The 15,154-nt window shown below is 68.7% G+C and carries 15 protein-coding genes; 7 read left to right on the top strand and 8 right to left on the bottom strand.

Annotated features, from left to right (window positions below):
* Positions 1-149 precede the first annotated feature (149 nt).
* Positions 150-1,490, top strand: coding sequence for a cation:dicarboxylate symporter family transporter (locus ABD355_RS05735; protein WP_344398952.1), 1,341 nt, complete (start codon positions 150-152; stop codon positions 1,488-1,490).
* A gap of 137 nt (positions 1,491-1,627) precedes the next feature.
* Here ABD355_RS05735 and ABD355_RS05730 read toward each other — a convergent pair whose 3' ends face one another.
* Complete coding sequence (locus tag ABD355_RS05730) at positions 1,628-2,080, bottom strand: MarR family winged helix-turn-helix transcriptional regulator (RefSeq protein ID WP_344398951.1); 453 nt, start codon at positions 2,078-2,080, stop codon at positions 1,628-1,630.
* A 93-nt stretch (positions 2,081-2,173) separates the two neighbouring features.
* Here ABD355_RS05730 and ABD355_RS05725 point away from each other — a divergent pair, with 93 nt between their 5' ends.
* Together ABD355_RS05725 and mltG are read left to right on the top strand one after the other, a co-directional pair.
* Positions 2,174-3,985: an ABC transporter ATP-binding protein gene (locus ABD355_RS05725; RefSeq protein ID WP_344398950.1), complete on the top strand. Its 1,812-nt coding sequence runs from the start codon at positions 2,174-2,176 to the stop codon at positions 3,983-3,985.
* A 43-nt stretch (positions 3,986-4,028) separates the two neighbouring features.
* Positions 4,029-4,991 carry an endolytic transglycosylase MltG gene (gene mltG, locus ABD355_RS05720; RefSeq protein WP_344398949.1) on the top strand — a complete coding sequence of 321 codons (963 nt, stop codon included), beginning with the start codon at positions 4,029-4,031 and terminating at the stop codon, positions 4,989-4,991.
* Between the two features lie 15 nt (positions 4,992-5,006).
* Here the strand turns inward: mltG and ABD355_RS05715 are convergent, their stop codons facing one another.
* The 5 genes from ABD355_RS05715 to ABD355_RS44580 form a co-directional block, all read right to left on the bottom strand.
* Positions 5,007-6,092: an NAD(P)-binding domain-containing protein gene (locus ABD355_RS05715; RefSeq protein WP_344398948.1), complete on the bottom strand. Its 1,086-nt coding sequence runs from the start codon at positions 6,090-6,092 to the stop codon at positions 5,007-5,009.
* A gap of 73 nt (positions 6,093-6,165) precedes the next feature.
* On the bottom strand, positions 6,166-7,188 hold the full coding sequence (locus ABD355_RS05710) for an ABC transporter substrate-binding protein (RefSeq protein ID WP_344398947.1): 1,023 nt from the start codon (positions 7,186-7,188) through the stop codon (positions 6,166-6,168).
* A gap of 41 nt (positions 7,189-7,229) precedes the next feature.
* Entirely contained in the window at positions 7,230-7,970 is a 741-nt protein-coding gene (locus ABD355_RS05705; RefSeq protein ID WP_344398946.1) for an ABC transporter ATP-binding protein, read from the bottom strand.
* The gene (locus ABD355_RS05700; protein ID WP_344398945.1) at positions 7,943-8,845 is read right to left on the bottom strand and encodes an ABC transporter permease; all 903 of its coding nucleotides are present in this window, start codon (positions 8,843-8,845) and stop codon (positions 7,943-7,945) included. Before ABD355_RS05700 ends, ABD355_RS05705 begins: the two co-directional genes overlap by 28 nt.
* 130 nt (positions 8,846-8,975) lie before the next feature.
* Positions 8,976-9,044, bottom strand: a complete 69-nt coding sequence (locus ABD355_RS44580) for a putative leader peptide (RefSeq protein WP_351286961.1) — start codon at positions 9,042-9,044, stop codon at positions 8,976-8,978.
* Positions 9,045-9,180: 136 nt separating this feature from the next.
* Here ABD355_RS44580 and ABD355_RS05695 point away from each other — a divergent pair, with 136 nt between their 5' ends.
* From ABD355_RS05695 to ABD355_RS05685, 3 genes are all read left to right on the top strand, one after another.
* Positions 9,181-9,603 (top strand): secondary thiamine-phosphate synthase enzyme YjbQ, encoded by a 423-nt coding sequence (locus tag ABD355_RS05695; RefSeq protein ID WP_344398944.1) that lies wholly within the window; start codon positions 9,181-9,183, stop codon positions 9,601-9,603.
* Between the two features lie 479 nt (positions 9,604-10,082).
* The gene (locus tag ABD355_RS05690; RefSeq protein WP_344398943.1) at positions 10,083-10,559 is read left to right on the top strand and encodes a hypothetical protein; all 477 of its coding nucleotides are present in this window, start codon (positions 10,083-10,085) and stop codon (positions 10,557-10,559) included.
* A gap of 274 nt (positions 10,560-10,833) precedes the next feature.
* The gene (locus ABD355_RS05685; protein ID WP_344398942.1) at positions 10,834-11,496 is read left to right on the top strand and encodes a hypothetical protein; all 663 of its coding nucleotides are present in this window, start codon (positions 10,834-10,836) and stop codon (positions 11,494-11,496) included.
* Between the two features lie 61 nt (positions 11,497-11,557).
* On the opposite strand, the gene ABD355_RS05680 is transcribed toward ABD355_RS05685, so the two are convergent.
* The gene (locus tag ABD355_RS05680; RefSeq protein WP_344398941.1) at positions 11,558-13,591 is read right to left on the bottom strand and encodes a hypothetical protein; all 2,034 of its coding nucleotides are present in this window, start codon (positions 13,589-13,591) and stop codon (positions 11,558-11,560) included.
* Positions 13,592-13,962: 371 nt separating this feature from the next.
* Here ABD355_RS05680 and ABD355_RS44575 point away from each other — a divergent pair, with 371 nt between their 5' ends.
* Entirely contained in the window at positions 13,963-14,109 is a 147-nt protein-coding gene (locus tag ABD355_RS44575; protein ID WP_425585705.1) for a hypothetical protein, read from the top strand.
* A 545-nt stretch (positions 14,110-14,654) separates the two neighbouring features.
* On the opposite strand, the gene ABD355_RS05670 is transcribed toward ABD355_RS44575, so the two are convergent.
* On the bottom strand, positions 14,655-15,146 hold the full coding sequence (locus ABD355_RS05670) for a MarR family winged helix-turn-helix transcriptional regulator (protein WP_344398940.1): 492 nt from the start codon (positions 15,144-15,146) through the stop codon (positions 14,655-14,657).
* Positions 15,147-15,154: the final 8 nt, after the last annotated feature.

The following is a 15,154-nucleotide window of genomic DNA, read 5'->3' as shown; positions in this document are numbered from 1 at the left end:
GTCACATGGGGCGTGATTTACATGTCCGCAACACAGAGGTTGCGGACGGGATCATCCGGAGCGCGAAAGTGATCGTCACGGAAGCCGCTTTCCGTATCGCAGAAGTCTCCCCGGCTTCTGTGAGCTTGACGTCCCCACTAGGAGTGCCCGTGCCGCCGTCCGTCCCGTCCGCCCCGCGACGCGTCGCACGCATACTGCGTACCTCTCTGTTCGCGCAGGTCCTCTGCGCGCTCGTGCTCGGAATCGTCGTCGGGAAGCTTTGGCCCGGCTTCGCCTCGGATCTCCAGCCGCTCGGCGACGGTTTCACCCGGCTCATCAAGACGATCATCTCGCCGCTGGTGTTCTGCGTGGTCGTCGTCGGCATCGCCAAGGCCGGTGACCTCAAGGCCTTCGGCCGGATCGGGCTCAAGGCCCTGATCTGGTTCGAGGTCGCCAGCACCGCGGCGCTGATCATCGGCCTGGTCGCCGCCAACGTCGTCCAGCCCGGCTCGGGCATGCATGTCGACCCGTCGACGCTGAGCACCAAGGCGGTCGACGCGAAGACGGGCGGCAGTGCGCTGCCCTCGACGACCGAGTTCATCGTCAACGCGCTGCCCACCAGTTTCATCGGCGCCTTCGCCGAGAACTCCCTGCTCCAAGTGCTCATCCTGGCCTGTCTGGTGGGCGCCGCGCTGCTGCACCTCGGTCACACCAAGGTGCCCCAGGTGCTGCCCGCCGTCGAGCAGGCCCAGGAGATCATCTTCGCGATCGTCGGCTTCGTGATGCGGCTGGCCCCGATCGCGGTGTTCGGTGCGATGGCCGTCCTGATCGGCCAGTACGGACTCGGAGTGATCGAGACCTACGCCAAGCTGATCATCCTGTGCTATGTCGCCGCGGCCCTGTTCATCGCACTGCTCGCCGTCGCCCTGCGCATGGTCACCGGGCTGAGCCTGTGGAAGTTCCTGCGCTACATCCGCGAGGAGATGCTCCTCGCGCTCGGCACCGCGTCCACCGAGTCCGTCATGCCGCGTGTGATGCAGAAGCTGCGCAGGGCCGGCGCCCGTGACGACGCGGTGGGCCTGGTGCTGCCCACCGGGTACTCCTTCAACCTCGACGGCGCCTCGCTCTACCTCTCCATCGGCACGCTGTTCATCGCCCAGGCCGTCGGCGTCGACCTCAGCCTGAGCCAGCAGATCACCGTCGTCCTGGTCCTGATGCTGACCAGCAAGGGCATGGCGGGCATCCCCGGCTCCGCCTTCCTCGCCCTGTCCGCGACCGCCTCCTCGCTGGGGGCCATCCCGGCCGGAGCGGTGGCGCTGCTGCTGGGCGTGGACCGGATCATGGACTCGATGCGGGTGGTGACGAACCTGCTCGGCAACTGCGTCGCCGTGTTCGCCGTCTCCCGCTGGGAGGGTGCGCTGGACGTGGAGCGGGCGAAGCGGGTGCTGGGCGGCGAGGCCGCTGCCGAAGCGGAGGATGTGCCGGAGGCTGCGGTGCCGGTCGCCCAGTAGCTCGGGGCTTGTTGTTTCGCGGGCGGCTGCGGGTGGTTCGTGGCTGATCGCGCAGTTCCCCGCGCCCCTTCAGGGGCGCGGGGAACTGCGCGATCAACCCCCACTGACCTGCAGCCGCCCGTGTGCCGTAGCGCACCCTAACCGCAGCGCCCCTCAGGCCCTCCGTCCACCAACGTGTCCAACAAGGTGCCCAGCACCTCGCGCTGGTCGTCGCTCAGCGGCGCGAGAATCTCCGCGGCGGCGGACCTGCGCGCTCCCCGCAATTCGCTCAGCGCCTTACGCCCGTCGTCCGTGAGCTCGATCCGGATCACCCGACGGTTGCTCGGGTCGGGGACCCGGCGCACCTTGCCGCTCGCCTCCAGTCCGTCGACCAGGGTGGTCACCGCCCGGGGTACCACCTCGAGGCGCTCGGCCAGGTCGGCCATGCGCGGTGGTGAGCTCCAGTGCGCCAGGGTGCGCAGCAGCCGGGACTGGGCCGGGGTGACGCCCAGGCCGCACTGCTCGATGTGCCGCTTCTGGATGCGGTGCACACGGCGGGTGAACCGCAGCAGCTGCTCGGCGAGCAGGCTGTCGGAATCGGGGGTGGCCATGCGGGAACAATATCAGGACCTAATTCATTGTGAGCATAGGTAACAATGAGCTAGGCTCCGCCCGTCTTCGCCACCTCACTCCCTAGGAGTCCATTGCACCCCGATCGAGAACCCCGCTGGACACCGCCGGCCGATGCCAAGGAGCAGCCCCGGCAGGTGCGCCGCATCCTGAGGCTGTTCCGCCCCTATCGCGCCCGGCTCGCGGTGGTCGGCCTGCTGGTCGGCGCCGCCTCGCTGGTCTCCGTGGCCACGCCCTTCCTGCTGAAGGCGACCCTCGACGTCGCGATCCCCCAGGGCCGCACCGGCCTGCTCAGCCTGCTGGCGCTCGGCATGATCCTCAGCGCCGTCCTCACCAGCGTCTTCGGCGTGCTGCAGACGCTGATCTCCACGACGGTCGGCCAGCGCGTCATGCACGACCTGCGCACCGCCGTCTACGGTCGGCTCCAGCGCATGTCGCTCGCGTTCTTCACGCGCACCCGTACCGGCGAGGTCCAGTCCCGCATAGCCAACGACATCGGCGGCATGCAGGCCACCGTCACCTCCACGGCCACCTCCCTGGTCTCCAACCTGACCAGCGTGGTGGCCACGATCGTCGCGATGATCGCCCTCGACTGGCGTCTGACCGTCGTCTCGCTGCTGCTGCTCCCGGTCTTCGTGTGGATCAGCCGGCGCGTCGGCAGGGAACGCAAGAAGATCACCACCGAGCGCCAGAAGCAGATGGCCGCCATGGCCGCCACGGTCACCGAGTCGCTCTCCGTCAGCGGCATCCTGCTGGGCCGCACCATGGGCCGCTCCGACTCGCTGACGAAGTCCTTCGCCGAGGAGTCCGAGGAACTGGTCGACCTCGAGGTGAGGTCGAACATGTCCGGCCGCTGGCGGATGGCGGTCATCACGATCGTCATGGCCGCCATGCCGGCCGTCATCTACTGGACCGCGGGCATCGCCCTCCAGACGGGTGGCCCCGGCATCTCCATCGGCACCATCGTCGCCTTCGTCTCGCTCCAGCAGGGCCTGTTCCGCCCGGCGGTCAGCCTGCTGTCGACCGGCGTGCAGATCCAGAGCTCGCTCGCGCTCTTCCAGCGCATCTTCGAGTACCTCGACCTGCCGATCGACATCACCGAGCGCAAGGACCCGGTCCACCTCGACCGGATCAAGGGCGAGGTCCGCTTCGAGGACGTCTCGTTCCGATACGACAGCAACGACAACCAGAGGGGCCCCACCCTCGACGGCATCGACGTCACCGTCCCCGCCGGCAGCAGCCTCGCCGTCGTCGGCCCCACAGGTGCCGGCAAGTCGACACTCGGCTATCTCGTCCCGCGGCTCTACGACGTCACCGGCGGCCGCGTCACCCTCGACGGCGTCGACGTCCGCGACCTCGACTTCGACACCCTCGCGCGCGCGGTCGGAGTGGTGTCCCAGGAGACGTATCTCTTCCACGCCTCGGTCGCCGAGAACCTGCGCTTCGCCAAGCCGGACGCCACCGACGAGGAACTGCACGCGGCGGCCAGGGCGGCCCAGATCCACGACCACATCGCGTCGCTGCCCGACGGGTACGACACCGTGGTCGGCGAGCGCGGCCACCGCTTCTCCGGCGGCGAGAAGCAGCGCCTGGCGATAGCCCGCACCATCCTGCGCGACCCGCCGGTGCTGATCCTCGACGAGGCGACCAGCGCCCTGGACAACCGCACCGAGGCGGCCGTCCAGGAGGCCATCGACGCCCTGTCGGCCAACCGCACCACGCTCACCATCGCGCACCGCCTGTCCACCGTCCGCGGTGCCGACCAGATCGTGGTCCTCGACTCCGGTCGCGTCGCCGAACGGGGCACACACGAGGAGCTGCTGGATCAGGAGGGGCGGTACGCGGCCCTCGTACGCCGGGATGCCCAACTGGAACCGACAGGCTGAAGATCTGTCGGGTTTATGGTGATATGCGGGTTACCGTGCCCGCATGCAACAGAACATTCCGCCGCGGGGCACGATCCGACTGACGCGCCGGGGCCGACTCGTCCTCATCCTCCTCGCGACCGGAGCCGTAGTGGCCGGCGCCGCCGTGGTGGTGCCGCTGGTGACCGCGCGGCACGGCGTGCAGGAGGCCAAGCCCGCTTCCCTGGTGATCCCGGAGGGCTGGCGCGCGAGCCAGGTCTACGGCGCCGTGGACAAGGCCCTCGCCCTGCCCGCCGGCAGCACCGAGAAGGCACTCCCGAAGGCCCACCTGAAGCTGCCGACGGACGCGGCGGGAAACCCGGAGGGCTACCTCTTCCCCGCGACCTATCCCGTCACGAAGAAGACGACGCCCGAGTCGCTGCTGTCGTTCATGGTCAACACCGCCAACAAGAAGTTCAACGGCGCCCCGATCGCGGCCGGTGCGCAGCGCAACGCCATGAACGTCTACCAGGCGGTCACCGTCGCGAGCATCGTGCAGGCCGAGGCCGCCTCGAAGGCCGACATGGGCAAGGTGGCGCGGGTCGTCTTCAACCGGCTGGAGCGCGGGATGCCGCTGCAGATGGACTCCACCCTCAACTACGCCCTCAAGCGCGCCACGCTGAAGACCAGCGCCGACGACACGAAGCTCGCCAGTCCCTACAACTCCTACCTGCGCATGGGCCTGCCGCCCACCCCGATCGACAACCCGGGCGAGGAGGCGATGCGCGCCGCGGTCAATCCGCCCGCGGGCGACTGGCTGTACTTCGTCACGGTCAAGCCGGGCGACACCCGTTTCACCGCCGACTTCGCCGAGCACCAGCGCAATGTGGCGGAGTTCAACGCCCGCCAGAACGGCTCCGCTCCGCAGGCCACGCCGAGCAGCTCCGCTCCGCAGATCGCGCAGAGCAGTTCCGCTCCGCAGGCCACGCAGCGCAGTTCCGCCCCGCAGATCACGCAGAACAGCTCCGCCCCGCAGGCCACGAAGTAGCCCGCGGGGCGGCCGTCAGGCGGCGACAGGCTCGGTCGGGCGCCCGGCCAGCAGTCGCCGGATGTCCCGTACGGCCGCCCGGCCCGCCCGGTTGGCGCCGATGGTGCTGGCTGAGGGGCCGTAGCCGACGAGATGGACCCTTGGATCGGCGACCGCGCGCGTGCCCTCGAGGCGGATCCCGCCGCCCGGCTCACGCAGCCGCAGCGGCCGCAGATGGTCGATGGCCGCCCTGAACCCGGTGGCCCACAGGATGACGTCGGCCTCCACCCGCTGACCGTCCTCCCACTCCACCCCGTCCGGGGTGATCCGGTCGAACATGGGCCGGCGGTCGAGAACCCCGTCCGCGATGCCCTTCCGGACCGCGTCGTTCAGCGGCAGTCCGGTGACCGAGACGACACTCCTCGGCGGCAGCCCCTGCCGCACCCGCTCCTCGACGAGCGCGACGGCCGCCCGCCCCACGTCCTCGGTGAAGGGGCCCTCACGGAAGACCGGCGGCCGCCTGGTCACCCAGGTGGTGGCAGCCGCGTACGGGGCGATCTCCAGCAGATGCTGGGTACCCGAGGCACCCCCGCCCACCACGACCACCCGCTGCCCGTCGAACGCCTCGGGCCCGGGGTACTGCGCCGTGTGCAACTGCTGCCCCCGGAAACTTCCCTGACCGGGGTACCGCGGCCAGAACGGACGGTCCCAGGTGCCGGTCGCGTTGATCAGCGCCCGGGTCGACCAGTCGCCGTCCGAAGTCTCCACAAGCAACCGCCCGCCCGCACCTTCCCGCACGGCATGCACATCGACGGGCCGCCGGACCTGCAGATCGAAGGTGCGCTCGTACGTGGCGAAGTACTCGGCGATCACCTCGGACGAGGCCCGCGCCGGGTCGGCGCCGGTCAGCTCCATGCCCGGCAGCGCATGCATGCCGTGCACCTTGCCGTAGGTCAGCGACGGCCACCGGAACTGCCAGGCACCGCCAGGCCCGGGGGAGTGGTCGAGCACCACGAAGTCACGCCCCGGCTCGAAACCGGTGCGCCGCAGGTGGTAGGCGCTGGACAGACCCGCCTGTCCAGCGCCCACGACGACTACCTCGACCTCGCGCGTGTTGTTCACGTTTCTACTAACCGCGAGGACGCCGTGGATCTTCCCGCGGTGGAGCCGTGACGTGCCGAACAGCGTGAAGTGCTCAGCCCTCGGACGCCCGGCCGGGCGTGGTCGAGGCCGGCAGCTTGCCGTTGTAGCGGGTGTCCACGAAGGCGCCGAAGTCGACCTTCTTCGGGATGAGCTTCAAGTCGGTGAAGGCATCGGCGATCTGCTGCTCGGAGGCGATCAGCGGCTTGTCGACGGCGACCGAGATCCGGGTGGCGTTGGTGCGCCGCACCGAGGCCAGCGCCACCTCGTACGGCAGACCGGTGTCCTTCGCCCAGACCTTCGCCCACTCCTCCTGGTGGCCGTAGACCCATGCCGTGGCCCGCCGCAGCCGCTCCAGATAGTCCTTGATGGCGGCGGACTTCTTCTTGTCCCGCAGCGCACTCGGCGCCGCCACCTGGAAGGTCAGTCCGTTGGTGATGCCCTCGCCGGTGGTGAGGACACGGCCCTGCTTGCCCTGCAGGATCTGCGAGGTGTACGGGTCCCACACCGCCCACGCGTCCACCTTGCCGGAGGTGAACGCGGCCAGCGCGTCGGCCGGCTGCAGATACTTGACCTTGACGTCGCTCAGGCTCAGCCCGGCCGCCTTGAGGGAGGCGACCAGCTGGTAGTTGGCGGAGGAACCCTGCGCCACCGCGACCGACCTGCCCTTGAGGTCCTGGGGCTTCGACAGCTTCGAGTCGTTCGGTACGAGGATGGCGTCGCCCTTGGAGGTGCCGTGGAAGGCGGCCACGACCGTGATCTTCGAGCCGGCGCCGGCGGCGAACACCGGCGGGGTGTTGCCGACGCCGCCGATGTCGACCGCCTTGGCGTTGACGGCCTCCAGCAGCGGCGGGCCTGAGGTGAAGGTGGACCACTTGATCTTGTAGTCGAGGTTCTTGAGCTCCCCGGCGGCCCGCAGGATGGCTTCGGAACCGCCCTTCTGGTCACCGACGTTGAGGGTGAGCGAACCCTGCCCGTCGGTGCCGGTCCCCGTGCTCGCGGACGAGTTCCCCCCGCAGGCGGTGAGCAGGAGAGCGAAGGGGAGGAGCAGCGCGGCAGGGGCGAGACGTCGTCGCATGGGGCGATCCGTTCTGTGCAACTGAGGTGGGGAAGGGGAGTTCAGGCGGCTTCGGCGGCGGTGTCGACGCCGAGCCGTTCCAGCAGTCCGGCGCGCAGCTCGGCGAACCGGGGGTCGGTGATGTCGCGCGGCCGGTCGAGATCGATCTCCTGCTCGTGCGCGATGACACCGTCGTCCATCACCAGGACGCGGTCGGCGAGCAGGACGGCCTCCTCGACGTCGTGGGTGACCAGCAGCACCGCGCAGCCCCGGCGCTGCCACAACTCGCCCACCAGGCGCTGCGCCTTGATGCGGGTGAGCGCGTCGAGTGCGCCGAACGGCTCGTCGAGCAGCAGCAGATCGGGCTCGCGGACCAACGCCCGTGCGAGGGAGGCGCGCTGGGCCTCGCCGCCGGAGAGGGTCTTGGGCCAGGCGTCGGAGCGGTGGCCGAGGCCGACCTCGTCCAGGGCCTGTTCGGCGACGGTCCGTGCGGGCTTTCCGGGCAGGCCGAGCAGCACGTTGCGCCACACCTTCTTCCACGGCATCAGCCGTGGCGCCTGGAAGGCCACGGCCTTGCGGCGCGGCACCAGGACGGTGCCCTCGATGTCGCGGTCGAGGCCCGCCAGGATGCGGAGCAGGGTGGACTTGCCGCAGCCGCTGCGACCGAGCAGGGCGACGAACTCGCCGGGCCGCACGTCGAGTTGAAGATTGTCGATGACGGCACGGCCGTCGAAGGAGCGGGTCAGCCCCTCGACCCGTACCGCAGTCCGCGGGGTCACCGGCCGGTGAACGTCGGTCGCCATTGCAGCAGCAGCCTTTCGAGGGAGCGGACTATGAAGTCGGCCAGCAGGCCGAGGAAGGCGTAGACGATCAGGCAGACCACGATCACGTCGGTGCGCAGGAAGTCCCGGGCCTGCACCATCAGGAAGCCGATGCCGGAGTCGGCGTTGACCTGTTCCGCGAAGACCAGTGCCAGCCAGGCGATGCCGAGGGAGTAGCGCAGCCCGGTCAGCGCGCCGGGCAGGGCCCCCGGCAGCACGACATGCCGCACGAGCCCCCAACGGGAGAGGCCGAGCGACTCCCCGGCCTCGATCAACTGGGCGTCCACACCGCGGATTCCGGCGTACACATTCAGGTAGAGCGGGAAGGTCACACCGAGCGTGATGATGGCGACCTTCGGGGCCTCACCGATGCCGAACCAGATGATGAACAGCGGGATCAGCCCCACGAACGGCACGGTCCGCAGCATCTGCACCGGCGCGTCCACCAGATCCTCCCCGATCCTGAACAGTCCTGAGACCAGGGCGAGTCCGGTCCCGATGACGGTGCCGAGGAGCAGCCCGAACGCCACGCGCTGCAGCGAGGTGCCCAGGGCGGAGGCCAGCGAACCGTCACCGATCAGATCCCCGGCCACCTGGGCGATCCGGTCGGGCGAGGCGAGGACGTCCGACGTCAACACGCCGGTGACGCTGAGGAGTTGCCACAGGACGAGCAGCAGGAGCGGACCCGCGGTACGGCGCAGCCAGCGCGGGATGCGGGTGCGGCGGGAGGAGACGGGGACGATGGGGGTGAGCTCGAGGGATACCGAGTCGCGGGAGTCGACATCGGTCCCCTTCCGTGAGGATATAGGGGAAATATCAGGTTCCGAGGAGCCGGGCGGGGCATGGCTGATGCTCATGGGTGCTCCATGGGGAGGAGAGCGTCCGGTGAGGGAGTGGGGGTACGCGCCTCAGCGCCGCCACGTCACGCGCAGCGTGCGGGTACGGCGGAGTACAGGCAGGGAGGGAGTGGGAGAAAGGGGGAAGGCGTCAGCAGCCGCGGCGACACGCGGCGGAGGCCACCCGCAGCAGGTCGATGTGACCGCGCGTGGTGAGCATGGCTGAACGCAACATGCGGCGAAAGTAGCCAGGTCGTCCGTGCACGGTCAATGGCGTCTCGCGGACTGGACCACCCATATCAACCAGCGAACCGCCGGTGACCTGGGAAAGCCGGCGTATGGGTCAGGATGGGGTCATGTCAGATGCCTTCACCACCCGAGTCCTGAACGTCGCCACCGGTTCGACGGAGCAGGTCGTGGACCTGACCCGCGACTGCGAGGCCTTCCTGCAGGAGGCGGCCGCCGGCCGAGACGGCCTCCTCAACGTCTTCGTCCCCCATGCAACGGCCGGAATCGCAATTCTCGAAACGGGCTCCGGCAGCGACGACGACCTCCTCGCCACCCTCCACACCCTCCTCCCCGCCGACGACCGCTGGCAGCACCGCCACGGCAGCCCCGGCCACGGCCGCGACCACGTCCTCCCGGCACTCGTACCGCCGCATGCGACGCTGCCCGTGGTGGGCGGGCGGCTGGAGTTGGGGACTTGGCAGTCGGTGTGTCTGGTGGACACGAACACCGACAACACGGACCGTCTGGTCCGATTGAGCTTCCTTGGTTAGGCGCCCTGGCGGGACTGTAGGGGAAATTCCGGCCGCACCGAATGGGGCAGGGAGATGGGCGGGGGAACTGTTCCCTTGTGGGCTTGGCGCCCTGGGACGTAGGAGGCATGTCGGCAGCGCCTTGGCTGACTGGCATGCGGCGACCGGGAAACCTGGAAGGAGCGCGCTTCGGCGTCGAGCAGAGCGGCGGACTCGTACTCCGTCGGCCGTGGGTTCGAGTTCCGCCCGCCCCACCACTCGCTACGCGAGAAGAATCCTTCTGACCAGCAACTTTGCTGGGGCCGGTCAGGCGAGTTGGGGGATTTTGGCGTCCCTGGTTGATCATGGATTCATGATCCTGAGGCCGGATTGAGGCTGGAGGTCACGCGGTGGCCCGCATTCCCTCATCTGGGCCATCGTCATCGACGTCGGGGTCGCTCTCCGAGGTGTCGCGCTGGTCCTTCAGCTTGGAGGGCTCACCCTCTTTGGGATCTTGCGTCATGGATGAAGTCCCGCCGGCCGCGAGCACCTCGCTGCGCCACTGTGGCCCCGAAGCCCACACGACACCGCCTGACTTCGGTGATGACACCGAGCCCACGGCCGACACAGAATCTGGCCCCGTCGTCGACAACGACCCGGCGATCGAGCCTGACCCAACCCTGGCGGCGGACGGCGACCAGCAGGCCGACCCTCCCCCCGCACCTGACGAGGTCCAGGAGGAAGGCCCGTCATCCGTCGAGGAACCCGCCACCGAAGTCACGCAGCCCCCCAGCGCCGGGCCCGAAACGGACGCCGCCTCGGAGCCGAAGCCCTCAGGCGAGACCAGCGGCGAAGCGGATGCCCAACCGGCAGCCGCGACCAGCCCCAGCACGAAACGACGCTGGGCGTGGTCAGGAGTTCACGATCTCCAGGATGAGGTCGGCCGTCAGGCCGTCGAGGGCCGAGAAGACGTGATGGTCGCCGTAGACAGCGAGTGATTTTGCATTGGTTGGTGCCCCGGACTCACTCGACGAGCCGGTCGCAGAATGCGACAGCGAATTCGAAGGCCGCAGCCACTCAGAGTGGCAGCCGCTAGCCATCCATGGGTGACGACGGCGGGGTCGGCTCCGGCGGTGAGTGCGGCCCGGGTAGCGGACAGGGCCATGGCGGGCGGTCGGATCGGGTGCACCTGTACGGCTGCTGAACGACCCGCACGCATCGTCCCGAGGCTCGGTAGCGTGTCGGCGAAGACAGAGGAAAGGGGACGGCACGATGACGGATGGTCTGGGCTGGATCGGCGAGCACTGGTACAGCGGTGCGGTCGTCAAGGACGGGATGCTCGCGGACATCTCCCTTACGGCGGTGCGCGGCGTGGACCCGGTGGACTTCGTGGTCCGCCTCGGTGCCGACCGGCACAGGGCCGAACAGCCCCCGCTGTTCAAGGACTTCGAACGGCGAGAGGTGGCGTTGGGCGACAGTGTGGCGATGTTCGGCCGAAGCGGCGAGTGGACATACGTCCTGGAGACGGAGCGGTCCACCTGGCACCTGATTCTCCTTGACCGGCTCGGCCAGGACACCCTGATGGAGCAGGGAGAAGAATTCGTCTGTCTGGATCGCTTCCTGGACGAGACCCCGTGGATCTGCTACGGCGACGCAGACGGCGAAATGAGATCCATCGGGCCTGGCGACAGCGTGCTGGAGACCGCTTTCCCGCTCGAGGACCGCCTCGGCGCGTTCGCCGCGCTGGATGCGGCCATGCGCCAGGCCGGGGCGGTGCGGGCCACCTTCCCCGGATCTGAGGACGCCGAGGATGAGGACGAGGAGTTGGCGAGGCGGCTGTTCACGGCGGTGGGTGAGCACCTCGGACTGTCGCTGCCGCGCCGGCAGATCGAACAGGGGCTGCTGCCCGCGGTACACCTGCCCTCGCCGGTGTGAGCCGGTAGTCGCGGGGACACCGCGCCCTCTCGGCGCGGCGCCCCCTGTGAACGACGTAGTGCTACAGGTTCTTCGCGGTCATGGTGCACTTCACGGTCGTGCTGTCGCTGGAACACGCCGCGCTCATGTTCGTGTTCAGCCAGTACGGGTCCCGGTCCAGCAGGCGCTGGTTCGCGTTGAAGGCCCCGAAACCGGCCATCGAACCACTGTTGTCACTACCGGAGATCGCGGACCGTCCACAGACCTCCTTCCACGTCGGCGTATGGCCATCGATGTTGAACAGGTGGACGGTGCTGCCCTGCTTGCTCGCAAAGGTCTGCACACAGGCGTCTCCGCTGCTGACAGGGTTCAGGCCACCCGCGAGCGAGGGCATCCCGCCGCTGTTGTAGGTGGAGTTGAACGCGAACTCGTCGCAGTTGGGCTGGTCCGTCGTGCCGTTGAGGGCACTGGTGTCGCCGTTGGCCGCTGCCCATCCGGTCGGGCAGATCACCGTCCGGTTGCCACTGATGTCACTGTCGGCCAGGAAATACAGCGGCTTGCCGTCGGCCAGGCTGCCCGGGTGATTGGTCAGCTTGTGCTGGATCAGCCAAGCGTGTGCCGAGGCCTGCGGGTACTTTGCCGCGTTGAACGTGTAGGTCGGCACGTAGTTGTGAAACACGCAGCCGATCGTCGGCGCCTGACTGACGATCTTGGTGTTGTCGCACCGGATCTGGTCGGTGAATCCGCCTTTCTCCAGGTCGCCGCCCGCGACGTCCATGAAGACGGCGGGGGACGACTGCACCGTCTGGCCCGGGAGCTTCGGGTTGCCCTGCAGCGCGACCGCGACGCCGAGCTTCATCACCTGGGGGTTGCTGGAGGATGGCCCGGTGAGCGTCGGTCCCCAAACATAGGACGCGTCCGAGGTCACAGTGTGGTGGTCGCCGGGAATCCATGAGGCCGCGCCCTGCCAGCCGCTGACGCTCTGGACGCTGCAGTTGCCGGAGGGCTCGCAGTCGATGACGGGAGTGTCCAGTGTGAAGGCGGGAATGGTTGCCGGAACATCCACGTTGGTGACGCTGATCCGCTCAGTGATGTTCCCGGACTGCGGGTCGAGCTTGCGCTCATTGACCACCAGTGCCTTCACGGTGCCCACGGGGGCGTTGTTGATGCTCGCTTCCCACGACAGGGTGAACGACGAGCACTCCTCGAAGCGCGTGGTCCATACCCCCGCCGGCGGGTTGGCCGGGTCACAGTTGCTGACCAGGGAAGATGCCGCCGCGGCCTTCTTCTGCGCGTTGGTTTCACGGGGCAGGGTGAAGTCACGGCCGTCGTAGGGCTCGGCCTTGCCGCACACCTTCACTCCGTCCGAGGAGGTGGTGCAGCGGGTCGGGAACGATCCGGGGCCGGTGGAGCGGTCGCGATTCGGGGCGACCGTGGTCGTCCACGGGGAGGCCGGTGCCGGCGTCTTCGTGTACGGCTGGGCGGACTGGTCCGGGTTCACCGCCGAGGCCTTGGGGTTGGGCAGGGTCAGGTCGACGGGCATCGTGACGCGGAAGCGTGCCCACGGCGACCATGACGTCTCGTACAGACCGCTTTCCTTGGCGTAGGCGGAGGTGTGGAAGACGTAGTCGACGTTCGGCTTCAGGTATCCGGCCCCCACGGTCACGGAGGCGGTCGATCCGGACTTCACGTAGCCGGATACCAAGACGCCGAACTGGTCGCTGCTGATCGGTACCTGGGTCTTGGCGTTCCCCGAGGAGTCGGCGGTCCAGACCTCGAAAGTGAGATCCATCGTGCCACCGTCGGCGTTGGTCACGGTGTTGCTGAGTTTGACCCTCGGAGTGGTGACCTGCCAGACGCCGGAGGCGTCCTTCGTGCCCGGCCCAGCAGTGGGGGTCTTGCCGGACACGGGGCGGGATGCTGTGGCGGTCAGGGGTGTCATCGCGGGCCCGGCGGCCGGCCGCGTCGACGGTGCGGCATTCGGATTCGGGTTGGGACTGAAGTGGCCACCACCGGCCGCAGTTGCGGTCGCCGCTCCAGATCCCAGGAACAGCAGCGCCGCGGCGCCGATGGCTAACCGCCGAAGGATGGGCTTACTTCTGGACGTACCAGGCAAGACGTTCCCCTTGTGACCCTGTTCCGAGCATCTCCCGGTGCAGAGTTGGGCCCTTCTTGAGCTTTTCCAGGACACGGGTGTTGGTCCTCTCACGCCAGTGGCATCCACCAGCAATGACTCTTGGGTGGCTGCGACATGCGTTCGATGTCGCAGCCCCCTTCCTATTCGACCTGCACATGACATGCCACTGGATAAAGGGGTGAGGAAGCGGGGAACAGGGACCATGTCGGGCGTGATCATCTTCATGGTTTGACCACGGTTGTGCTGCAATCCGTGAAGGTTCCGTGGGGGGCCACTGGCAGGCATCGCGGCGGGCCTTGACCTGAGAAGTCCGCACCGCCGGCCGTCCGGTCGCGCACGTTGCGAAGGACCTGGGCATCCACAAGGAGGCCCTGCGCGGCTGGGTCCGCCAAGCCGAGGCGGACACCGGGGAACGCGACGACCGGCTGACGACCGCCGAGCGGGAAGGAACTGAGGCAACTTCGCCGGAAAAGCTCGGCGTTGAGGCGGGCGAATGAGATCCTGAAGGCCGCGAGCGCGTTTTTGCAGCGGAACTCGACTGTCCCCGGACGACGCCGGCCAGGTGATCGAGCACGTCAGGGACAAGGGCCTCGGGGCTGGGTTCGCCTGCCGGGTGCTGGGGCTGCGGGGCGTCGCGGCCGGTCGCGCTGATGACGCCGAGGGTGCGGTCGACGACCGTGGGGTCGGTGCGCCGCATCGGCCTGCCGCCCTCGGCGTTCAGCAGCATCACGCTCACGCCGTGTGCAAGGACGTCGTGGATCTCGCGGGCGATGCGCGCCCGCTCCTCGGCGACGGCGACGGCGACCCGGGCCGGGGCGAGACGCTCCGACTCGGCCAGTGCGGCCCGTCGCTCGAACTCGGCGACATAGGCGCGCCGGGCTCGGACTCGCAACCCGATTAAGCTGGGGTTGTCCTGACGGAGTTTGGTGGACACGAACAGGGACAGCACGCTGCGGAAGGTGCGTCTATCCTTCCTTGCGGGCTCCTGATCCACCCCGTTCCAGGGCGGGCGGGCCGACCGGAGCCTGCCTGAAGGGGCGTCTCAACGGGTGTCGTCGCGAAGTGCCTTGTCGATCTCGCCCAGGGCTCCGGTCAACTGCGTGTAGTCGTCAGCCGTCAGCGGCTTGACGAAGTACTTCTCCACCACCTGCGCGTGGACGGCCGCCGCCTGCAGGAACGCCGCACGTCCGTCGGCGGTCGGTTCCACCAGGGCCACCCTCCGGTCCTCGGCGGACGGTACGCGGCGGACCAGGCCGGCCTCCTCCATGCGGTCGATCAGACGGGTGGTGCCGCTGCTGGTGAGAGTGAGGTTGTCGGCCAGCTGGCGCTGGGAGACCTCCTCGCCGGGGCGGCGACAGAGCCGTATCAGTACCTCCAGCATGGTGTGGCTGATCCCGCACTCCCGCCGCAGCGCGCTGTCGATGCGCTGTTCCAGGCGGGTGGCAGATTTGATCAGCAGGCCGAAGTCCCGCACGAGCCGGCTGTTGGCGGCGCGGGCGGCGACGTCGTCGCTGGATTGCGGCGTCGGATTCATCACCGTCG

The sequence above is a fragment of the Streptomyces longisporus genome (genome assembly GCF_039532765.1).
Taxonomy (GTDB): Bacteria; Actinomycetota; Actinomycetes; order Streptomycetales; family Streptomycetaceae; genus Streptomyces; species Streptomyces longisporus.
This window is presented reverse-complemented; position numbering and strand designations above follow the sequence as displayed.